A 21,340-nucleotide genomic window follows, 5' to 3' on the forward strand; every position below is an offset into this window, starting at 1 on the left:
AGAGTTCCTGAAGTATCTTCCTGGGCTCATGCGACTTCAACGGTGGTGAAATCCAAGAGGGCTGCCGGAGAACGTATGGGTGTCCCGGTGCAATGACGCCGGCTGAGCGTCCCGCAGCATCTCAGCGACCAGGAACGCGAGGTCCAGGGACTGGCTGTGGTTCAGACGCGGATCGCAAGCCGACGTGTAGTCGCGCGGCAGGTCCCCGACACCCATGGCCCGGCCGCCGCCCAGGCACTCCGTCACATCGTCCCCGGTGAGCTCCAGATGCAGCCCGCCGGGGCGGCTGCCCAGCGCCCGGTGCACCTCGAAGAAGCCGCGCACCTCGTCCAGTACGTCGTCGAAGCGGCGCGTCTTGCGCCCGCCGGCGGCGAACGTGTTGCCGTGCATCGGGTCCGTCAGCCAGCAGGCCCTGACCTCGTTGCCGGCGGCCTTCTCCATCAGGACGGGCAACAGGTCGCGGACCCGGTCCCGGCCCATCCGCACGACGAACGACAGACGGCCCGCGGTCCGGTCCGGGTCGAGCCGGTCGGCGTACGCCATCAGCTCGTCCGGTGTGGTGGACGGGCCCAGCTTGACCGCGACGGGGTTGGCGATCCGGGAGAAGAACTCCACGTGCGCGCCCGCCGGGTCACGGGTGCGCTCGCCGATCCACAGCAGATGGGCCCCGGCCGAGTACACCCGGCCGGATTCCCGCTCCACCCGGGTCAGCGCCGCCTCGTAGTCCAGCAGCAGCCCCTCGTGACTGGTGAAGAACTCCGTCGTGCGCAGCTGCCGGGGGTCCACCCCACAGGCGCGCATGAAGGCCAGTGTCCGGTCGATCTCGCCGGCCAGCCGCTCGTACCGGGCGGCCGCGGGCGTGTCCGTCAGGAACCCGCGGTTCCAGCTCTGGACCTGGTGCAGGTCCGCCGAGCCGCCCTGGGCGAAGGCACGGACCAGGTTGAGTGTGGCCGCGGACGTCTCGTAGGCGGTGCGCAGCCGTGCCGGGTCGGGACGGCGCGACTCCGGCGCGAACTCGATGCCGTTGACCGCGTCGCCGAAGTACGACGGCAGCGTGACGGCGTCCCGCGTCTCGGTGCGGCTGGACCGGGGCTTGGCGAACTGCCCGGCCATCCGGCCGACCTTGACGACCGGGACCGCAGCCCCGTGGGTGAGGACCAGCGCCATCTGCAGCATCGTCCTCAGCGTGCCCTGCACGGCATCGGCGGTGGACCCGGCGAAGGTCTCCGCGCAGTCGCCGCCCTGGAGCACGAACGCCTCCCCGCGTGCGGCCGCCCCGAGCAGCTCCCGCAGCCGGTCGCACTCCTCGACCAGCACGAGAGGGGAAGCGGCGGCGAGTTCCTCGGTGATCCGGCGGAGCGCTTTCCGGTCGGGCCATTCCGGCTGCTGGGCGGCGGGCAGACCACGCCAGTCGTCCACGACGTGTGAATGCGTCGGATACATGGGGCTCCCATTCCAGTGCGTGGGGGATGGCCGCCATACAAGACTCGCTTTCACAAAAGGGTCAAGCGGCGCAGTGAATGGACCGCACGCATTCCACGGAATTGGTCTGGTCGCCGCCGGTCCAGAACTGCTTGTCTCATGACGCCGATTCAGCAGTTCACGACGGATGGGGCCGGAATGCCAGCGAGGACAGGAACACCGGCGGACGCACTTCTCCCGCAGGAACGACCACGGGCGCGGCGCCTCGACGTCCGGGTCACGACGGCCGAGCTGCCGCCGCACGCCCCGTTCGACCTGTACGCGCTGCTGCGGCAGGAGGCGGGCGAGCAGGACGTGTTCCTCACAGAGAGCCCCGTCGGCCCGGAACAGGACCGCAGACCCGCCGTCGTCGGCTGCGGCCGGCTCGCCGAGGTACGGGTGTACGCGCACCGCATCGAGGTGGACGGGCTCCCCGAGCTCCGCGCGGCCCTCCTCGCCGCCGCCGACACGGCAGGCATGACCGGCGACGGCGTGCCGGGGCGCCGCGCGTTCCACACCTCCGCCCAGGTGTGGGACCTCCTCGAGCGGGCGCGGACGCTGTTCCGGCTGGACACGGACGTGTCCGCGACGACGTACGCCTTCGGTTTCCTCGCCACGTTCTCCTACGAGGCGGCCTGGCACATGGAGGAACTCCCCCCGCGCGCCGAGTCCGCCACACCGGACGTCACGCTCACGCTCTTCCGTGACACCGTCTGGTACGACCGCGACACCGGCGCGGTCCAGCTGCGGCGCGCGCACGGCCCCGGCTTCGACCGGGTACCGGCACACGTCACGCCCGCCCTGGCGCACCGCGCGCAGGCGTCGCCGGCCGTAGGTCACCCCGAGGCGCCGGAACCTCGCTCGGTGCGCGACAGCGTCGACCGGGCGACCTTCCTCGGCTGGGCCGCGACCTGCCTGGAGCACATCCGCGTCGGCGACATCTACCAGATCCAGATCGGCCACCGGATCGACGTCGAGACCGACCTCACGCCCGTCGACGTCTACCGGCGGCTGCGCGGCCGCAACCCGTCGCCGTACATGTACCTCGTACCGCGTGCCGGGAGCGTCCTGATCGGGGCCAGTCCGGAGCTGTACCTGCGGATCGAGGGGGACCGCATCCTCATGCGGCCCATCGCCGGGACGACCCGCCGCGGTCCGGACGCCGCCGCCGACGAGCGGAACATCGCCCGCATGGTGAACAGCCGCAAGGAGCGCGCCGAACACATCATGCTGGTCGACCTGTGCCGCAACGACATCGGCCGGGTCAGCGAACCGGGCACACTGCCCGTCGACCGGCTGATGTCGGTGGAGAGCTTCTCCCATGTGTTCCACCTGGTGTCCACGGTGTCCGGGCGGCTCCGGCCGCAGGCGGGACCCTGGGACGCGATCCGCGCGACCTTCCCGGCGGGCACCATGAGCGGCGCCCCCAAGATCCGCGCCATGGAGATCATCGACGGACTGGAGGAGGAGCCGCGCGGCGCCTACGCCGGCGCGGTCGGTCTCGTCGATGTGCGCGGCTGGAGCGAACTCGCCCTGTGCATCCGGTCCGTCGTGCACGACGGGCGCACCTACGCCACGCAGAGCTCCGCCGGCATGGTCGCCGACTCCGACCCCGCCGCGGAATGGGCGGAGACACTGGCGAAGACGGCCGCCACCTACTGGGCGCTGACCGGCCGCGAACTCCACGACACCCAGGGACGGGAGGACCGGCCGTGAAGGTGCTGCTCGTGGACGCCTACGACAGCTTCGTCCACATCATCGACCGGTATCTGCGCTCCCTGGGAGCCACCACCGAGGTGGTGCGCTCCGGCACCCGCTCCCCGTGGGAGCTGGCGGAGCTCGCCCCGGACGCCGTGGTGCTCGGCCCCGGTCCCGGCCACCCCGTCGACAGCGGCCACGTAGAGCTGGTGCACACCTTCGCGGGACGTGTGCCGCTGCTCGGCGTCTGTCTCGGTCATCAGGCCGTCGCGCTCGCCTTCGGCGGACGCGTGACGGTCGCGGAGCACCTGATGCACGGGCGCACCAGCACCCTCCGCCACGACGGGGCCGGCGTGTTCCGGGGCGCCCCCGACGAACCGGTGGTCACCCGCTACCACTCCCTCGTCGTACCCGAACCCCTCCCGGATGTCCTCGAGGTCACCGCTCGCTCCACGGACGACGGCTACGTCATGGGACTGCGCCACCGGACCCTGCCCGTCGAGGGCGTGCAGTTCCACCCCGAGTCCGTCGAGACCCACGACGGACTCGCCATGCTGGACAACTTCCTGGACCTGGCCACCGACCGTCACGCGATCCGCGCCGGTGCGGGCGCCGCCCGGCCCGCCACCTCCGCGTAGGCCGCGCCGAGCGCCCCGACCGCCTCCGTCAGACCCGACCGGGGCAGCGCCGTGTACCCCAGCACCAGCGCGGGGCCCGTGCCCGGCGGGCGGCCGTGGAAGTCCCGCCCGCCGCGCACCAGCACCGACCGGCGTAGCGCCGCCGCCACCAGAGCGGTCTCGTCGGTGCCGCGCGGCAGCCGCAGATACGTGTGCAGACCGGCGGCCGGACCGCCGAGCCGGGCCTGCGGCAGAAAGCGCCGCACGGCCTCCACCAGGGTGTCCCGGCGCAGCCGGTAGCGCCCCCGCAGCCGGCGCATGTGCCGGTCGTAGGCGCCCGAGCCGAGCAGCTCGGCGAAGGCGAACTGCGTGAGGCTGTCGGAACCCAGGTCGCGGCGGGCCCGCACGCGTTCCAACGGAGTCAGCAGCGGGTCCGGCACCGCCAGCCAGCCCAGCCGCAGCCCCGGCACGAGCGTCTTGGAGGCCGTGCCCGCGTAGACCACCCGGTCCTGGGCATGCCGCTGCAGCGCCAGCGGCCGGCTGCGGCGCTCGAACCAGAAGTCGCCGTCGTAGTCGTCCTCGATGACGTAGCCGTCCACATCCCGGGCCCAGCGCACCAGCGCGGCACGCCGCTCGGCGGAGAGCGCCACCCCGGTGGGGAACTGGTGGAACGGCGTCACCAGCACGGCCCGTGCCCCGGTGCGGGCCAGCGCGTCCACGTCCAGGCCGTCGGCGTCCACCGGCACACCCCGCGGGCGCATCCCCGCCTCCAGCACGAACTCCCGCTGCCGCAGCAGCCCCGGCTCCTCCATGGCCAGCTCGCCGATGCCGAGGCCGGGCAGCGCCGCGCACAGCAACCCCAGCCCGTGCGCGAACCCGGACACCACCATGACCTGGCCCGGTGCCGTCCGCACACCCCGCACCCGGCCCAGGTGGCGGGCCAACTCCTCACGCAGCCGGGGCACTCCGGACAGCGGCGGATAGTCGAGATCACTCTGCCGGGCCGTCTGCAGGACGCGCTGGTATCCCGCCAGCCACTCGCGGTACGGGAAGTGCGACACATTGGCCCGGCCGGAGCGCAGATCCCAGCGCACGGCCGGTACCCGGCCCTCGTCCAGCAGCGTGGGCACGACCGCCGCCGAGGGCGTCGCCAGATGGCGCGCCACCCGCGTCTGCGAACCCTGCACGGCCTCCAGATAGCCCTCGGCGATCAACTGCCCGTAGGCCTCGACGACCACGCTGCGCGACACGTCGAGGTCGTCGGCGAGCCGGCGGCTCGGCGGCAGACGCGTCCCGGGATGCAGCACCCCCTCGGTGATCTCCCGCTTCAGCACCCGCTGGATCTGCGCGGTCAGGGACTCGTCCGCGGCGCGGGACACCTCGATCGACGGCAGCCAGCTCATGTTCCACCCTCCTGTGGTGATTGGACCGCAAGGGACCACTCCGAATGGTCTGGTGGACGGTTCACCGCCCTGCGAAGACTGGGACCGGACGCACCGCCGGCCCCATTCCGCCCGCGCCCGCGCGGCGAACCGACCCCAGGGAGAACCGACGTGACCCGAAGCACGCACGAACCCGGCTGGCCCGCCCTGCTGACCACGCTGCTGGACCGGTGCGACCTGTCCGCCGACGAGACCGCGTGGGCCATGGACGAGACGATGAGCGGCACCGTGACCCCCGCCCGCATGGCGGCGTTCCTGGTCGCCCTGCGGGCCAAGGGCGAGACGGTCGAGGAGATCGGCGGCCTGGTGCGGTCGCTGACCGCGCATGCGCACACCGTGGACGTGCCGGGCCCCACGCTCGACATCGTCGGCACCGGCGGCGACGGCGCGCACACCGTCAACGTGTCCACCATGGCGGCCGTCGTCGCGGCCGGCGCCGGCGCACGCGTCGTCAAGCACGGCAACCGGTCCGCGTCCTCGGCGTGCGGCTCCGCCGACGTACTCGAGGAACTGGGCATTCCGCTCGACCTGCCGGCGCACCACGCCGCGGAGACCGTCGCCCGGGCCGGCATCACGTTCTGTTTCGCCCCGCTCTTCCACCCGTCGATGCGGCACGCCTCCGCCGTCCGGCGCGAACTCGGCGTGCCCACCGTCTTCAACGTCCTCGGGCCGCTGTCCAACCCCGCCGCGCCCACCGCCCAGGCCGTCGGCGTGGCCGACCGCCGCATGGCTCCGCTGATCGCCGGGGTGCTGGCCGCGCGCGGCACACGGGCTCTGGTGTTCCGCGGCGACGACGGACTCGACGAACTGACCGTCACCACCACCTCCACCGTCTGGTCGGTCCAGGACGGCGAGGTCCACGAGAGCCGATTCGACCCGCTGGACATCGGCGTCCCCCGCGCCCCGCTCGATGCGCTGCGCGGCGGCGACCGGGCCCACAACGCCCGCGTCGCCCGCCGGGTGCTGGACGGCGAACCCGGCCCGGTGCGGGACGCCGTGCTGCTGGCGGCCGCTGCCGGCCTGGCCGCACTGGAACCCGGCGGACGGACCGTCACCGAACGGCTCGCCGCGGGATGGGACCGGGCGGCCGAGGCGGTCGACTCCGGTACGGCGGCGCAGGTCCTGGACGACTGGATCACCGTGACCGCCAAACTGGCCGCCGCCGGGTGAACCGGTCCTCCCCGTGTCCCGGTCACGGCCCGCCGAGCCCCGACAGCCGCAGGATCAGCCGCTTGACCTCGGTGGCCCGGAAGCGGGGGCGCTCCGCAGAGGGGTCGGAGCACAGCAGCAGCGGCCCGTCGTCGTCGGTATCGGGCAGCCGGCCGTGACTGCCCCGCACCAGGGACGCGTCGAGCGGCACCACCGTCATCGGGGCTCGCAGGCCTAGCCTCTTGCGCAGCACCGTCAGCCCGGCGCGCAGCCGGACCGCGGGCCGGCCGGGATCGAAGAACAGCTCCGCCGGGTCGTAGCCGGGCTTGCGGTGGATCTCCACGCCCCGCGCGAAGTCCGGCGCGCGTGCGTCGTCGAGCCAGTAGTAGTACGTGAACCACGCGTCCGGTTCCGCGACCGCGACGAGCTCCCCGGACCGCGGGTGGTCCACGGCCAGCCGCGCCTGCCCCGGCCGGTCGAGCACCTGTTCCACGCCCGGCAGCCCCGCCACGACGGCCCGCACACGCGGCACGTCCGCCGGATCCCGCACATAGACGTGCGCGACCTGGTGGTCGGCGACGGCGAACGCCCGCGAGATGTGCGGGTCGAGGTACTCCATGCCGCGCTGGGTGTGCACGGCGAGCAGCCCTTCGCGGCGCAGGGCCCGGTTGATGTCGACGGGGCGGGAGACCGGGCGGATGCCGTACTCGCTCAGGGCCAGAACCGTCGCTCCCCGCTCGTCCAGTTCGGCGAGCAGCGGGGCCAGCGCCGCGTCCGCCCGGCGGGCCGCGCGGATCGCCTCGGGCCCGTCGGGGCCGTACCGCTGGAGGTCGTAGTCGAGGTGCGGGACGTAGACGAACGACAGGTCCGGGGCCGCGGTGCCGAGGATCAGGCGGGCCGCGTCGATCACCCACCGGGTGGAGGTGATGTCGGCCGCCGGGCCCCAGTAGCGGAACAGCGGGAACGGGCCCAGGGTGTGCGTGAGGACGTCGCGCAGCCCGGGCGGGTGGGTGTAGCAGTCGGGTTCCTTGCGGCCGTCGTAGCGGTAGACCGGCCGGGGCGTGACAAGGGTGTCCACGTCGGCGCCCATCGCGAACCACCAGCACAGGTAGGCCGTACGGTGCCGGTCGTCCAGGGCACGGGCGGCCTGCCACACCTTCTCGCCGGCGACCAGACCGGCGTGCTGTCCCCAGAACCGGATCTCCGCGCGGTCGCGGTCGAACCAGCCGTTGGCGACGGCCCCGTGGTCGCGCGGCGCGCGGCCGGTGACCAGGGACGCCTGCACCGTCGAGGTCACGGCGGGGAACACGGTGTCGAGCGGGGCGCTGAAGCCCCGTTCCCCGACGGCCCGCAGGTGTGGCATGTGGGCGAGCAGCCGACGGGTCACGCCCACCGTGCAGAGCACGACCACCTGGCGCCGGCTCATCCGGACACCTCCTTCAGACCGAGGCCGGTGAGGTGGCGGCGGGCCCAGTCGAGCTCCGCGGCGATCCCGTCGACGAGGCCGTCCGGCCCGTCGGGCCGCTGCTCCGGCGGCAGGACCGACCAGGTGTACGTCTCCACCTCGACGTGATCGGTCAGCGCCCGTTCCCCGGCGAACAGCGCTGACAAGGCGGACTCCAGCACCGGGCGGGTGCTGCGCAGCGGCGGGGCGGGGGAGGTGTGCAGGGGCACATGGAAATGGATCCGCCACGGCCCGCGGCCGGGCAGGGCGCCGGGCCGCAGCGCCTCGTCCAGGTCGTCGCAGCCGACGCGCCCGGAGTCCGGTACGGCCTCCCTGGTCTGGTGCAGGAACCGGGGTTCCACGAACGAGGCGAGCGCCGCGGCGGTTGCCGGGTCGGACGGATCGTCGGCGTGCAGGGCGCACGACGCCTGGACCTTCACCACGGGCAGCCCCGCGCCGGCCCAGGTGGCGAGGGTGTCCGCCGGTTCCTCGAAGGCCACCGCGAGATGACAGGTGTCGAAGCAGACGCCGTACGTCTGCGGGTCCAGCCCGGAGAGATGGGTGACCGCCTCGTCGGCGCCCTCCACGACACAGCCCGGCTCCGGCTCGAAACCGACGCGCACCGGGCGGCCGTACGTCCGGGCCAGCGCGGTCAGTTCGCGGCCGAGCTCGTCGAAGTGGGCCAGGGCCCGCTCCCGACGGTCCGGCGACCAGAAGGCACGCCAGCCCAGCGGCAGGGTCGAGACGCTGCCGCGTGCCGCGTCGTCCGGCAGCAGCCGGGAGAGGACGGCCGCGAGATCGCGGGTGTAGCCGAGGCGGGCCGGATGCGACCAGTCGGGCAGGTAGACGTCGCGCTTGACCACGGGGGCGTGGAAGTGCCGGTAGGGGAAGCCGTTGAGCGTGACGACCTCCAAGCCGCGGGCCGTCAGCTCCGCGCGCAGCCGGTCCACGTCCGAGGGGTCCATGGCGAGCGCCGTGGCGGCCGGCTCGGGCAGCCACAGGCCCAGCCCGAGCCGGTCCGCGCCCAGCCGCTCACGTACCGGCGTGGCGTACCGGTCCAGGAGCGCGACGACGTCGTCGAGGTCGTCGGCGTCGTGGACGTTGGTCCCGTACGACAGGTGGACGGTGGTGCCGTCGGCGTGCCGGAATCTCATCGACGCCTCCTCAGCGCGGTCCGCGCAGGATCGAGTTGCCCTCGTGCTCGGCGGGCGCAGTGCCGTCGGGCTCGTCGAGCAGCGGGCGGAGCCGTCCGCTCTGCCCGTAGAACCGCACCGGATTGCGCCACAGGACCTGGTCCACGTCGTCCTCCGTGAATCCCGCGGCGAGCATGGCGTCGCCGGTGGCCCGGGTCAGCAGCGGATCGCTGTGCCCCCAGTCGGCGGCGGAGTTCACCAGCACGCGCTCGGTGCCGTACTCACGCAGGATGCGCACCACGCGGACAGGGTCCATCTTCGTGTCGGGGTAGACGGAGAAACCCATCCAGCAGCCGGTGCCGGCGACCAGCCCGACGGTGACCTCGTTGAGGTGGTCCAGCACGACCGTGCCCGGGTCGATCCCGGACGCCGCGACCAGCTCCAGGGAAGCGGACGTGCCGGCCACCTTGTCGCGGTGCGGGGTGTGCACCAGGGCGGGGAGCCCTTCGGCGACGGCCAGTTCGAGCTGGGCGGTGAACGCCTTCGCCTCGGCCTCCGTCATCGAGTCGAAGCCGATCTCGCCGACGGCGACCACGGAGTCCTTGGCCAGATAGCGGGGCAGGATGTCCAGCACCCCGGCGCACCGTGGGTCGTTGGCCTCTTTCGGGTTGAGCGCCACCGCGCAGTGGTGCGCGATGCCGAACCGCGCGGCCCGGAACGGCTCCCAGCCGACCAGGGACGCGAAGTAGTCGGCGAAGCTGCCGACGGACGTACGGGGCTGGCCGAGCCAGAACGAGGGCTCGACCACGCACCGCACCCCAGCCGCGCGCATGGCGCGGTAGTCGTCCGTGGTGCGGGACGTCATATGGATGTGCGGATCGAGGATGCGCATCGGGCTCATCTCCTGGCGAAGTGTTCCAGCAGGGGCGGAATCTCGGGTGGCACGGGACGCCCGGCGGCCCGCCGCTCCCGCGCCAGGTCGTGCAGCATGCGGACCAGTTCCGCGTCCAGCCGCCGTTCGAGGTCCGCGACGGCGGTCAGCGGCACTCCGGTGAACAGGCACGTGAGCACGGCGTGCCGCCACGGCCCCGGGGACAGCCGGCGGGCGGCGTAGGGTCCGACCGCCGCTGCGACGAGCCGGGTGTCGTGGGACCGCAGGGCGTCCTCGACGAGAGCGAGGCCGCCGTCGCCGGCGTCCAGCAGGGGCAGGGCCCTGAGCACGGCCCTCCGCTCCTCGGCGTCCCCGTCGTGATAGCAGGAAGCGGCCTCGGGCGGCAGGCCCGCGTCGTGGGGCGGCAGCGCGAGCAGCAGAACGGTCCGCGCGGCGTCCTCCGTCAGCCAGTCGGGCAGCGTGGTGAGCACGCCGCGCCCGCAGCGGCGCCCCACGGCGGGGAACAGCCCGGCGAGCGCGGCCGGTTCGGCGGCCACCCGGGCCCGGGACTCCCGCAGCCAGTGGAGGGCCGGCGGGGCGAGGTCCTGGTCGAGCGCCGCGCGCAACCGGGTCGCGTCCGCGAGCCCGGCCGGGAGAGCCACCCTCTCCGGCCCGCCGGGGGCGTTCATGTGACGGACACCCGCCGGCTCAGGCGCCGGGCCAGCGGCAGGAGGGCGGAGACGGAAGCCGCGGCGGCGACCGCTCCGGCGCGGGCCGTCAACGAGGCCTGGAGCGGCACCATCGCGTGGATGCCGCCCCGCACCGCCAGCTGGACCCGGTCGGGGCGCGGATCCCGTACCGCCGCGTACTGGGCGGCGCCGGCGACCACGCCGTACAGCCCGGCCAGCACCGTGGACGCGCAGTGGGCCGGGGTGTCGAAGAGGGGGTGGCGGGCGGCGCGGGGCGGGTGCGCGGCCGGGGTGGCGGCGTTGCGGGCATCGGTGTGCGGCGGTGCGGCTCGGGGGGCGGCGGCCGCGGCGGTGACGGCGGCGGTGACGGCGAGTGCGGCGGCGGGCAGTGCCGGGTGCGCGCCTTCGACCTCGCTCCGGCTGAGCACCGTGACGGCACCGGTGTGCGCGGCCATGAGCGCCGCGGGCCGCAGCGCCCGGCGCAGTGCCGCCTCCGTCCCGGGGCCGCCGGGCGCGGTGGCCCCCAGCAGGACGTCCAGAGCCCGTGCGCCGGCCATGGCGGCGGGCCCGAACGGCGTGGACTTCAGCGACAGGTCGTACGCCCAGACCAGGGCGGCCAGCGGCACGGCGGCGCACAGCGAGCGGCGTCCGCCGGACAGGGCGGCCAGCCCCAGCCCGCCCGCGGTGCCGGCAGCCGCCAGGGCCAGGGCCGTGCCCGGCCGCACCCTCCCGGACGGGACGGGCCGGTGCGACCGCTCGCGGGCGTCGGTCTCCCGGTCGGCATAGTCGTTGAGGGCCATCCCGGCCCAGTACAGGCACGTGGACGCGGCGGCGAGCCCCACGATGTGACGGCCCAGCGGCCGGCGGGCCGACACCGCACCGGCGATCACGTCGCCCGGGACCGTCAACGCGGCCGGGGCACGGACGAGTTCCGCCCAGGCCGCGAGGCCGACGGAGCCGGTCTGGGGGAAGGGTGAGCGGGGCAAGGGCTCCTCCACTTCGGTAGGGCGCTGTCCTCTGCGGGCGATCATGCGTCCTGGAGCTATGCGCGGTGCATCCGGCGGTTATCGGGTGGACAACTCGGCTTGCCGACCTCCGCGTTGACGCCGCCATAGTCGCTCGATAAAGCGCGCATATCCGGGTTCCGCAAACTGAGACGGCGCGGGTGACTCCGCGTGCCTTTTGCCCGCCTGGCTCATATGAGCCGTTCCCTGTCTCCCGGAGGTGTCCGGCATGCTTCGTCAGATGCGTCTTTCGGCCGGTGCGGCTGTGGCCGCGGTGGCCGCCGCACTTCTCACCGCCGCCCCCGCACAGGCCGCTCCGGCCGACAAACCGGAAGTCTTGTCCAGATGGACACAGACCAGTGCCACCAGCTATCAGTCGTGGTATTCCGCACAGCAGAATCAGGCGGCCTGGGCGGCGTACGGATTCGACTGGTCCACCGACCACTGCACCACGTCCCCGGACAATCCCTACGGGTATCCGTTCGCGCTGTCCTGCGCCCGGCACGACTTCGGTTATCGGAACTACAAGGCGGCCGGCCAGTTCGCCGCGAACAAGGACCGTCTGGACAGCGCCTTCTACGCGGATCTGAAGCGGGTGTGCGCCGCCTACAGCGGTGAGCGCCGCACCGAGTGCGACAGCCTCGCGGCGGTGTACTACGAAGCGGTCCGGATCCTCGGGCTGCAGGAGGCGGACACCGTCGAGGCCGCCTGACGGCGACTCGACCGACGCTTCGGCAAAAGCCTGTACCACACCGGTCGCACACAGACCGGACCGTCCCGGGGGAGTAACGGACAGTGCAGAGAATCCACTTCACGGCAGAAGACCTGGCACGGACCCGGCTGAGCCCCACACTCGGCCAGGTCGCGGAGACGGTCTTCGCACTGGGGCTGCTCGGACGCCCGGGCAACGCCGCGCACCTGCGCTGGCGTCACCGGCTGGCCCAGCACCTGCGCCAGCGCACCGCGCTCGCCGCGCTGGTCGCCTCGCCCCAAGGCCGGTTGAGGGCGCCCGGTGATCTGCTCTGCCTGGTCGACGCGGCCCCCGACGAGGGCGACCGTGCGCTGCGGGCCCTCGGCCTGGGCCGTGACGAGGCCCTGGCCGCCGTAGGGGACGTGTGGCGATACGCCCTCGCCCCGTACTGGAACCGGGTGCTGAACCAGCTGGAGCACGAGTGCAACGCCCGCGGCCGCATCACCATGACCGGCGGGATCGACCGGCTCCTCGAGACCCTGCACTCCAGGATCCAATGGCAGAGCCCGGTCCTGGAGCTGCCGGGACCCGACCGGGACGTCCACCTGGACGGACGGGGACTGGTCCTGGTGCCGTCCCTGTTCCTGGTGCACCAGCCCGCCGTGCTGATCCGCTCCCTGCCGGAAAGCGGCGGGGCCGCCCTGGTGTTCGCCGTGTCGCCGGACTTCCCGCAGGCCGCCGGATTGTGGGACGAGCCCGACAACACCGGGCAGGCGCTCGGCGCGCTGGTGGGCCGGACCCGGGCGGCGGCCCTGCGCGCCCTCACCGCCTCGCACACCACCTCCGAACTCGCCGAGGCGCTCGGCATCTCCTCCGCGGGTGCCAGCCAGCACACCGCGGTTCTCCGGGAGTCCGGACTCATCACCACGCACCGCAATCGAAATACCGTCCTGCACACCGTTACCCCCCTCGGAATGGCCCTGCTGGGCATGCGCGCCCGGGAATCCGGACGCGGCTCCGGGAATGGTGAACAGCGCATTACAGGTGAGCTCCGTCAGCCCGCGGCATGAAACCGCTCCGCATCCCGCCCGAACCGGCCGCCACAGTCATTCAGGCGGGAGTGAAACACCCTGCTGGCCGTCGCGGAGACTGCTGAAGTCCAGGCTTAAAAACCCTGCATGAAGCCCTACCGGGAACTCTCGGAAAACAGCGGGTACGACACCCGCCCGAGATCCCTTTCCTTGACGCCTACTTCGCGGGCCGACTAGCGTCGCAGCCCGTCGATGATCGTGCATCAATTCCTGACCGCAGAATCGAGGAATCGACGGTCATGTCGGAAGTCAGTACCGCTGCCAATGCCACAGAACTCCTTCGGTATTGGGCCGCCGAACGCCCCGCACAGGACGCGCTCATATGGGTGCGCGATCCGGAGCGGCGGGATGCCGTGCATCTCACTCACGCAGAACTCGACACGCGCGCCCGGCAGCTCGCCGTGCGGCTCCGGAGCCTTTTTCCTGCCGGGTCCCGCATTCTGCTGCTCTGCGCGCCCGCGGAATTCATCGTCCCGTTCGTCGGCTGTCTGTACGCCGGGATGGTCGCCGTACCGGCCCCCCTGCCCGGCCGCTTCCCGCACGAGCGCAGGCGGGTCAAGGCGATCGCCGCCGACTCGCGGGCGGCCGCCGTCCTCACCGACACCGCAGGCCTGCCCGCCGTCCGGGCCTGGGCGCACCAGGAGGACCTGGGCGAGCTGCCCCTGCTCGTCGCCGACGACGCCGACCTGCCGGCCCCCGACGGCTGGAAGCCGCCGGCCGCCGACCGCGGGACGCTGGCCCTCCTCCAGTACACGTCCGGGTCGACGGGCACCCCCAAGGGGGTGATGATCAGCCACGGCAACCTGCTCACCAACGCGGCCACCCTCTGCTCCACCCTCGAGGTCCCGCAGGGCGCCCGGTTCGGCGGCTGGGCCCCGCAGTTTCACGACATGGGCCTGATGGCGCAGACGCTGCCCGCCCTCTTTCACGGCAGCACCTGCGTCCTGATGGACCCGACGGCCTTCCTCAAGCGCCCCCACCACTGGCTGCGCATGATCGACATGTACGACGTGGTGTGGTCCGCCGCGCCCAACTTCGGCTACGACTACTGCTGCCGCAAGGTGACCGACGAGCAGATCCAAGGCCTGGACCTGTCCCGCTGGCGCTACGCCGTGAACGGCTCCGAACCCGTACAGGCGGGCACGACGACCGAGTTCGCCAAGCGGTTCGCCGCGGCGGGCTTCCGTCCCGAGGCGGCCGCACCCTGCTACGGCCTGGCCGAGTCGACGGTGTTCGTCTCGGGAGCCCCGCCCCGCGAGCCCGTCGTCACCACGGTCGACGGCGACGCACTGGCGCGGCGGGAGTTCCGGCCGGTGCCCACCGCCGCGGGTGGCCGCGATCTGCCGAGCAACGGCACGGCCCACGGGTTCGACGTGGCCGTCGTCGACCCGGAGACCCGTCGGCGCCTGCCCGCCGGCCGGATCGGGGAACTGTGGCTGCGCGGTCCCAACATCGCCCAGGGCTACTGGGGAGACACGGACGCCACCGAGGTCACCTTCCGCGCGACCACCGCCGACGGCGACACCGGCTACCTGCGCACCGGCGACCTCGGCACCGTCCACGACGGAGAGCTCTACGTGACCGGCCGCATCAAGGACGTGATGATCTTCCGCGGCCGCAATCTGTACCCCCAGGACATCGAACACGAACTGCGCACCTCCCATCCGGAACTCGCGAACGTGGGCGCCGTGTTCGCCGCGCCCGTCCACCCGAGCGACCCCCGTGACCCCGAGGAGGCCCTCGTCGTCACGCACGAGGTGCGCGCCGGACTCGACGAGCCCCGCCTCGCGGCGCTCGCCGCCGCCCTCCGGCAGACCGTCGCCCGCGACTTCGGCGTCGTCCCGGCCGCGGTGCTGCTGCTGCGCCGCGGTGCCGTCCGCCGCACCACCAGCGGCAAGATCGAACGGGCCGCGATGCGCGACCTGTTCACCACCGGACGCCTGGACAGCGAGTACGCCGCCGTCATCACCCCGGGGGAGCCGCGATGACCGCGCACGCGCACACCGTGTCCGAGAGCGTCGTACGCCACTGGCTCGCCGAACGCATCGGCATCCTCCTCGACCGGGCCGGCCACGAGATCCAGCCGGACGTCCTGATGGCCGAGTACGGCCTCGACTCCCTCCAGGCGGTCGCCCTGGCGGGGGAGGCCGAGGACCGCTGGGGTCTGCCCGTGGACCCCGACGTCGCCTGGGAGTACCCCACCGTCGCGCTCCTCGCGGCCCACCTCGCCGCACGGATCGCCGACGGCGACTGACCCGTACCACCGCAGCGCCCGCCCGGGGACGACGGCACGTCCCGGGCACCGGCGCGCACGTCCCGAACGAGCCGGAGAAAGGGCGGAAGTGAGCATGTCCAAGGGCGGAGCCCCGCGTTACCGTGCATCATCGGCGCAGCTGGGCATCTGGGTCGCACAGCAGCTGCAGCCCGGCAGCCCGCTGTACAACTGCGGCGTGTTCTTCGACATCGACGCGCCGGTGGACTCCGGACTGCTCGACCGAGCCGTCGTCCGCGCCGTCGAGGACACCGCGGCGCTGCGCGTCCGCTTCGCCGAGGACGACGAGGGCCTGTGGCTGTGGACCGTGCCCGACGCGGCGCGCCCGCGCCACGTCGACCTCAGCGGCGAAGCGGACCCGTACGCCGCCGCCGTCGCCTGGATGCGGGACGATATGGCCACCCCCGTCGACCCGGCCCGGGATGCCCTCTACGGGCACGCACTGCTGAGTCTCGCCCCGGACCGCCACATCCTCGCCTTCCGCTACCACCACATCGCCCTCGACGGCTGGGGGCAGATCCTCCACTGCCGCCGGATCGCCGAGCTGTACACGGCGTTCGCCAAGGACGCCGACCCGCCTGCCACCCCGTTCGGCACCCTGCACGACCTCCTGGCGGACGACGCCGCCTACCTCGGCTCCCCGGCCCACGCCCGGGACGGGGCGTACTGGCGCGACGCTCTCGCCGACCCGCCGGAGCCGCCCCGGCTCGCGGCCGGTTCCGCGCAGCCCGCCCACAGCGAACTGCGCGCCGGGGCGCGGCTGTCCGAGCCGCGGGTCGCCGCACTCCTCGCGGCCGCCGGCACGGGCCGCACCCGCTGGACCGTCGTCCTGGTCGCCGCCGTCGCCGCCTACCTCCACCGCCTCACCTCGGTACGGGACGTCGTCCTCGGCTTCCCCGTCGCCGCCCGCACCAGCCGTGCCGCCCTCACCACCCCGGGCATGCTCGCCAACGAAGTGCCGCTGCGGCTGCACGTGCACCCCGCCGCCACCCTGCGGGACCTCGTCGTCCAGGCCGACCGGCAGGTGCGCGACGCGGTCCGGCACCAGCGCTACCGCGGCGAGGACCTCCACCGGGACTTCGGCCGCACCGCGGCGAACCCGCTCACCGGACCGGTGGTCAACCTCGTCGCCCAGGACCTGTCCATCGACCTCGCGGGCCGCACCGTCACCGCCCGCCAGCTCTCCACCGGACGCGTCAGGGACCTCTCCGTGCACATCAGCGGGGTCCCCGACGGCACCGGCGGCATCCACGTCGACTTCGACGCGCACCCCGACCTGTACGAGGACTCCGCGCCGCTCGCCCACCGCGACCGGTTCCTCGGCTTCCTCACCGGGCTGCTGGAGGGCCCCGACCTGCCCATCGGATGTGCCGATGTCCTGGACGCCGAGGACACGCACCGCGCCCTCGTCGAGTGGAACGACACCGCCCGCGACGTGCCCGGGACCACCCTGCCCGCCCTGTTCGCCGAGCAGGTGCGCCGCACCCCCGCCCGGCCCGCCCTCGATGTCGACGGCACCGTGGTGACCTACGCCGAACTGGACGCCCGCGCGGAGCGTCTCGCCCGACGGCTGCGCCGGGCGGGGGCCCGCCCGGAGACCTTCGTCGCGGTGGTGCTGCCCCGCTCCGCCGACCTGGTGGTCGCTCTGCTCGCCGTGCTGCGGACCGGTGCCGCCTATGTGCCGGTCGACCCCACCTATCCCGCGGACCGCATCCAGTACGTGCTGCGGGACTGCGACCCCGCTCTCGTCGTGACGGACAGCCGACTCACCGACCGGGTCCCGGCGCCCGCCTCGCGGCGCCTCCTCGTCGACGACCCCGACACGGCAGCCGGCCCGCGGGACTCCGCCGACCAGCCCGCACAGGGTCCGCTGCCGCGACACCCGGCCTACGTCATCTACACGTCGGGCTCGACGGGCCGGCCCAAGGGCGTGGTGGTCGAGCACCGTTCGCTCGCCGCCTACCTCCAGCGCGCGCGGCACGAGTACCCGGCCGCCGCCGGGACCTCCCTTCTGCACTCGCCGGTCGCCTTCGACCTGACCGTCACGGCGCTGTACACACCGCTCGTCAGCGGCGGCACCGTCCGCGTCGCCGAACTGGGCGATGACACCGCGCACACCGGCGAACAGCCCACGTTCATGAAGGTCACCCCCAGCCACCTGGAGCTCCTCGACGCCCTGCCCCGCGCCGCGTCGCCGAGCGACACCCTCGTCATCGGCGGCGAGGCCCTGCACGGCGCCGTCCTCGACGGCTGGCGCCGCCGCCACCCCGACGCCGTCGTCTACAACGCGTACGGACCCACCGAGGCCACCGTCAACTGCCTCGACCACCGACTGGAACCGGGCACCCCCGGCGACGACGGCCCTGTGCCCATAGGCCGGCCCTTCGCCAACACGCGCGCCTACGTCCTCGACGGCGCCCTGCGCCCGGTGCCCCCGGGCGTCGCCGGCGAGCTCTACATCGCCGGCACCGGCCTGGCCCGCGGCTACTGGAAACGCCCCGGCCTCACCGCCGAACGCTTCGTCGCCGACCCCCACGCAGGCCTCCACAGAGATGCGGGCGCCCGCATGTACCGCACCGGCGACCTCGTCCGCAGGCGCGACGACGGCACCCTCGTCTTCGTCGGCCGGGCCGACGGCCAGGTCAAGATCCGCGGCCACCGCATCGAACTCGGCGAGGTGCAGAACCGGCTGGCCCGGCTGCCCGAGGTCGCCCAGGCCGCGGTCATCGCCCGCGAGGACCGGCCCGGTGACCCGCGGCTCGTCGGCTACGCCGTCCCGTCCGGCGGTGCCCACCCCGACTCGCTGCTCGAGCAACTGGCCGACACGCTCCCGGAGTACATGGTCCCGGCCGCGATCGTGCTGCTGGACGCCCTGCCGCTCACCCCGAACGGCAAGCTCGACCGGAAGGCGCTGCCCGCCCCCGAATACGCCGACGACACCCCCGCCCGCGCCCCCCGGACTCCGCACGAGGAGCTTCTCTGCGAGCTGTTCGCGCGCGTCCTCGGGCTGCCCCAGGTCGGCCCCGACAGCGACTTCTTCGCCCTCGGCGGGCACTCCCTGCTGGCCACCCGCCTGGCCGCCCGGATCCGCGCCGCCTTCCGGGCGGACGTGTCCGTCCGTCAGCTGTTCGACACCCCCACCCCGGCCGGCCTGGCCCGCCACCTCGCGTCGGCGGACGCCGGCGGCGCCGACGACGCCCGGCCCGTCCCGGTCCGCAACCGCCCCGAACGCGTCCCCGCCTCCTACGGGCAGCGCCGCTGGTGGTTCCTGGACCGCCTGGAGGCCCAGGACTCGGCCACCCACAACATCCCCGCCGCCCTCCGGCTCGCCGGCGACCTCGACCGGGACGCTCTGCACGCCGCCCTCGCCGACGTCGTGGCCCGGCACGAGCCGCTGCGCACCCTCCTCACCGAGGACACCGAGGGCCTGCGCCAGACCGTACTGCCCGCCGACGCGTCACACCCCGTGCTGCCGGTGCTGCCGGTCGCTCCCGACGAGCTCGGCACCGCCCTCGCCCGGGCCGCCCGGGAACGTTTCGACCTGGCCGCCGAACCGCCGCTGCGTGCACGGCTGTTCACGATGTCCGACACCGAACACGTCCTGCTGCTCGTCGTCCACCATGTCGCCGCCGACGGCTGGTCCATGGAACGCCTCGTCCGCGACCTGGCCACCGCGTACGCCGGCCGCCGGCAGGGCCACGCCCCCGACTGGGCATCCCTGCCGCTCCAGTACGCCGACTACGCCCTGTGGCAGCACGCCCTCCTGGGCGAGCCCGGCGACCCCGACAGCCTCGGTGACCGCCAACTCGCCCACTGGAGGCAGGCCCTGGCGGACCTGCCCGACGAACTGCCGATGCCCGGCGACCGCCCTCGCCCCGCCGTGTCCACCGGCGCGGGCGCCCACTACGCTTTCGACGTCCCCGCCGGACTCCACGCACGGGTCGCCGCCGTCGCCAGGGCCCATGACGTGAGCGTCTTCATGGTGATGCAGGCCGCCCTGGCCGCCCTGCTGTCCCGGCTCGGCGCCGGGGACGACATCCCGATCGGCTCCCCGATAGCCGGACGCGTCCACGAGGACTTCGAAGAGCTCGTCGGCGTGTTCGTCAACACGCTGGTGCTGCGCACAGACCTGTCCGGCGACCCCACGTTCGCCGAACTGCTGACCCGCGTCCGGGAGACCGACCTGGCCGCCTACGCGCACCAGGACGTGCCCTTCGAACGGCTCGTCGGCGAACTCAACCCGTCCCGGTCGCTGTCCCGCAGCCCCCTGTTCCAGGTGATGCTGGCCTTCCAGAACACCTACCGGCACGACGGCATCGGCGCCCTGCGCCGCCTGTCCGGACTCGACGCCGAGTTGTTGCCAAGCCACACCGGCACCGCCGAGTTCGACCTGTCCTTCGACTTCGGCGAGCGCTTCACCGCCGACGGTTCACCCGCCGGCATGTACGGCGGCCTCGAGTACAGCACCGACCTCTTCAGCCCCGACACCGCCCACGTGCTCGCCGACCGGCTCCTGCGCGTCATCGACCAGGCGTGCGCCGACCCCGCACGCCCGGTCAGCGCCCTCGCCGTGCTGTCGGTGGGTGAGCGGCGGCGGGTGGTGGAGGAGTGGAATGCGACGGGGCGGGTGGTGCCGTCGGTGTCGTTGGCGGATTTGTTCGTGGAGCGGGTGCGGCGGTCGCCGGGGGCGACGGCGGTGGTGTTCGAGGGTGTGTCGGTCTCGTATGCGGAGCTTGATGCGCGTGCGTGTGCGTTGGCGGGGTGGTTGGCGGGGCGTGGTGTGGGTGTGGGTGACCGGGTGGGTGTGATGGTGCCCCGGTCGGTGGAGCTGGTGGTGGCGTTGCTGGCGGTGCACAAGGCCGGGGCGGCGTATGTGCCGGTGGATGTGGGTTATCCGCTGGAGCGGGTTCGGTATGTGCTGGAGGATGCGGCCCCTTCGGTGGTGCTGACGGTGGCGGAGGGTGTGTCGCGGGTGCCGGTGGGGGTGCCGGTGCTGTGTGTGGATGAACCGCTTCCGGATGGTGGGGATTTCGAACCGCGTGCTGTGCCTGAGGGGCCTGCGTATGTGATGTACACGTCGGGTTCGACGGGGCGTCCGAAGGGTGTGGTCGTCCCGCACCAGGGCATCGTCAACCGCCTCCTGTGGATGCAGCACACCTACGCCCTCACCCCCGACGACCGCGTCCTGCAGAAGACGCCCGCCGGCTTCGACGTCTCCGTCTGGGAGTTCTTCTGGCCGCTGATCACCGGCGCCACACTCGTCGTCGCACGGCCGGACGGCCATCGCGATCCCGCCTACCTGGCGGAACTCATTCAGCACGAGCGCATCACGACCGCGCACTTCGTGCCGTCGATGCTGGGCGTCTTCCTGTCCGAGCCGGCCGCCGCCCGGTGCACCACCCTCACCCGGGTGATCTGCAGCGGCGAGGCCCTGCCCGGTGAGCTGCGCGACCGGTTCACCGACACCCTCGACGCGGAACTGCACAACCTCTACGGCCCCACCGAGGCGTCCGTGGACGTCACCTACCACCCCTGCGCGCCCGCCGAGCGAGGCACCCAGGCCGTCGCCATCGGCCGTCCGGTGTGGAACACGTCGGTGTTCGTGCTGGACGGGGGCTTGCGGCCGGTGGCTGCGGGTGTGGTGGGTGAGTTGTATCTGGCGGGTGTGCAGTTGGCGCACGGCTATTGGGGTCGGGCGGGGTTGTCGGCGGAGCGGTTTGTGGCGTGTCCGTTGGGGGCGTCGGGGTCGCGGATGTATCGCACGGGTGACCTGGTGCG

15 protein-coding genes are annotated in these 21,340 nt (G+C 73.3%); 8 read left to right on the forward strand and 7 right to left on the reverse strand.

Annotated features, from left to right (window positions below):
- Window positions 1-36: 36 nt before the first annotated feature.
- Window positions 37-1,443: a class II 3-deoxy-7-phosphoheptulonate synthase gene (locus ACFT32_RS33185; protein WP_382496645.1), complete on the reverse strand. Its 1,407-nt coding sequence runs from the start codon at window positions 1,441-1,443 to the stop codon at window positions 37-39.
- A 177-nt stretch (window positions 1,444-1,620) separates the two neighbouring features.
- On the opposite strand from ACFT32_RS33185, the gene ACFT32_RS33190 reads away from it, so the two are divergent.
- On the forward strand, window positions 1,621-3,177 hold the full coding sequence (locus tag ACFT32_RS33190; protein WP_382496646.1) for an anthranilate synthase component I family protein: 1,557 nt from the start codon (window positions 1,621-1,623) through the stop codon (window positions 3,175-3,177).
- Complete coding sequence (locus ACFT32_RS33195; RefSeq protein WP_382496648.1) at window positions 3,174-3,797, forward strand: anthranilate synthase component II; 624 nt, start codon at window positions 3,174-3,176, stop codon at window positions 3,795-3,797. Before ACFT32_RS33190 ends, ACFT32_RS33195 begins: the two co-directional genes overlap by 4 nt.
- Here the strand turns inward: ACFT32_RS33195 and ACFT32_RS33200 are convergent.
- Window positions 3,746-5,179 (reverse strand): PLP-dependent aminotransferase family protein, encoded by a 1,434-nt coding sequence (locus ACFT32_RS33200; protein WP_382496650.1) that lies wholly within the window; start codon window positions 5,177-5,179, stop codon window positions 3,746-3,748. The genes ACFT32_RS33195 and ACFT32_RS33200 overlap by 52 nt on opposite strands.
- Before the next feature lie 150 nt (window positions 5,180-5,329).
- Between ACFT32_RS33200 and trpD the strand changes: the two genes are divergently transcribed.
- A complete protein-coding gene (gene trpD / locus ACFT32_RS33205; RefSeq protein WP_382496652.1) occupies window positions 5,330-6,388 on the forward strand; it encodes an anthranilate phosphoribosyltransferase in 1,059 nt (352 codons plus the stop codon).
- A 22-nt stretch (window positions 6,389-6,410) separates the two neighbouring features.
- Here the strand turns inward: trpD and ACFT32_RS33210 are convergent, their stop codons facing one another.
- Genes ACFT32_RS33210 through ACFT32_RS33230 form a run of 5 tightly spaced genes read right to left on the reverse strand, consistent with a single transcriptional unit; the run spans window position 6,411 to window position 11,490 of the window.
- Entirely contained in the window at window positions 6,411-7,793 is a 1,383-nt protein-coding gene (locus ACFT32_RS33210; protein WP_382496654.1) for an alkaline phosphatase family protein, read from the reverse strand.
- Window positions 7,790-8,965 carry a metabolite traffic protein EboE gene (gene eboE / locus ACFT32_RS33215; protein WP_382496656.1) on the reverse strand — a complete coding sequence of 392 codons (1,176 nt, stop codon included), beginning with the start codon at window positions 8,963-8,965 and terminating at the stop codon, window positions 7,790-7,792. Before eboE ends, ACFT32_RS33210 begins: the two co-directional genes overlap by 4 nt.
- Before the next feature lie 10 nt (window positions 8,966-8,975).
- On the reverse strand, window positions 8,976-9,836 hold the full coding sequence (locus ACFT32_RS33220) for a TatD family hydrolase (protein ID WP_382496658.1): 861 nt from the start codon (window positions 9,834-9,836) through the stop codon (window positions 8,976-8,978).
- Window positions 9,837-9,841: 5 nt separating this feature from the next.
- Complete coding sequence (locus ACFT32_RS33225; protein WP_382496660.1) at window positions 9,842-10,504, reverse strand: EboA domain-containing protein; 663 nt, start codon at window positions 10,502-10,504, stop codon at window positions 9,842-9,844.
- Window positions 10,501-11,490: an SCO3242 family prenyltransferase gene (locus ACFT32_RS33230; RefSeq protein WP_382496662.1), complete on the reverse strand. Its 990-nt coding sequence runs from the start codon at window positions 11,488-11,490 to the stop codon at window positions 10,501-10,503. Before ACFT32_RS33230 ends, ACFT32_RS33225 begins: the two co-directional genes overlap by 4 nt.
- A gap of 247 nt (window positions 11,491-11,737) precedes the next feature.
- Between ACFT32_RS33230 and ACFT32_RS33235 the strand changes: the two genes are divergently transcribed.
- The 5 genes from ACFT32_RS33235 to ACFT32_RS33255 form a co-directional block, all read left to right on the forward strand.
- A complete protein-coding gene (locus ACFT32_RS33235) occupies window positions 11,738-12,220 on the forward strand; it encodes a phospholipase (RefSeq protein WP_382496664.1) in 483 nt (160 codons plus the stop codon).
- An 83-nt stretch (window positions 12,221-12,303) separates the two neighbouring features.
- Window positions 12,304-13,269 (forward strand): ArsR/SmtB family transcription factor, encoded by a 966-nt coding sequence (locus tag ACFT32_RS33240; RefSeq protein WP_382496665.1) that lies wholly within the window; start codon window positions 12,304-12,306, stop codon window positions 13,267-13,269.
- A gap of 260 nt (window positions 13,270-13,529) precedes the next feature.
- Window positions 13,530-15,278 carry a fatty acyl-AMP ligase gene (locus ACFT32_RS33245; protein WP_382496667.1) on the forward strand — a complete coding sequence of 583 codons (1,749 nt, stop codon included), beginning with the start codon at window positions 13,530-13,532 and terminating at the stop codon, window positions 15,276-15,278.
- Entirely contained in the window at window positions 15,275-15,544 is a 270-nt protein-coding gene (locus ACFT32_RS33250; protein WP_382496669.1) for an acyl carrier protein, read from the forward strand. The genes ACFT32_RS33245 and ACFT32_RS33250 overlap by 4 nt, the downstream gene beginning before the upstream one ends.
- 94 nt (window positions 15,545-15,638) lie before the next feature.
- Window positions 15,639-21,340, forward strand: a 5,702-nt coding sequence (locus ACFT32_RS33255; RefSeq protein ID WP_382496671.1) for an amino acid adenylation domain-containing protein, incomplete at its 3' end; no start/stop codon positions are given.

Origin of the sequence: Streptomyces sp. NPDC057002 (assembly GCF_042673825.1) — a bacterium.
Taxonomy (GTDB): Bacteria; Actinomycetota; Actinomycetes; order Streptomycetales; family Streptomycetaceae; genus Streptomyces.

What these genes read in the sequence shown, in the direction of transcription:
- ACFT32_RS33185 (WP_382496645.1), bottom strand. Translation starts at nt 1,443, where the DNA reads ATGTATCCGACGCATTCACACGTCGTGGACGACTGGCGTGGTCTGCCC.
- ACFT32_RS33190 (WP_382496646.1), top strand. Translation starts at nt 1,621, where the DNA reads ATGCCAGCGAGGACAGGAACACCGGCGGACGCACTTCTCCCGCAGGAA.
- ACFT32_RS33200 (WP_382496650.1), bottom strand. Translation starts at nt 5,179, where the DNA reads ATGAGCTGGCTGCCGTCGATCGAGGTGTCCCGCGCCGCGGACGAGTCC.
- ACFT32_RS33210 (WP_382496654.1), bottom strand. Translation starts at nt 7,793, where the DNA reads ATGAGCCGGCGCCAGGTGGTCGTGCTCTGCACGGTGGGCGTGACCCGT.
- eboE (WP_382496656.1), bottom strand. Translation starts at nt 8,965, where the DNA reads ATGAGATTCCGGCACGCCGACGGCACCACCGTCCACCTGTCGTACGGG.
- ACFT32_RS33220 (WP_382496658.1), bottom strand. Translation starts at nt 9,836, where the DNA reads ATGCGCATCCTCGATCCGCACATCCATATGACGTCCCGCACCACGGAC.
- ACFT32_RS33225 (WP_382496660.1), bottom strand. Translation starts at nt 10,504, where the DNA reads ATGAACGCCCCCGGCGGGCCGGAGAGGGTGGCTCTCCCGGCCGGGCTC.
- ACFT32_RS33235 (WP_382496664.1), top strand. Translation starts at nt 11,738, where the DNA reads ATGCTTCGTCAGATGCGTCTTTCGGCCGGTGCGGCTGTGGCCGCGGTG.
- ACFT32_RS33245 (WP_382496667.1), top strand. Translation starts at nt 13,530, where the DNA reads ATGTCGGAAGTCAGTACCGCTGCCAATGCCACAGAACTCCTTCGGTAT.
- ACFT32_RS33250 (WP_382496669.1), top strand. Translation starts at nt 15,275, where the DNA reads ATGACCGCGCACGCGCACACCGTGTCCGAGAGCGTCGTACGCCACTGG.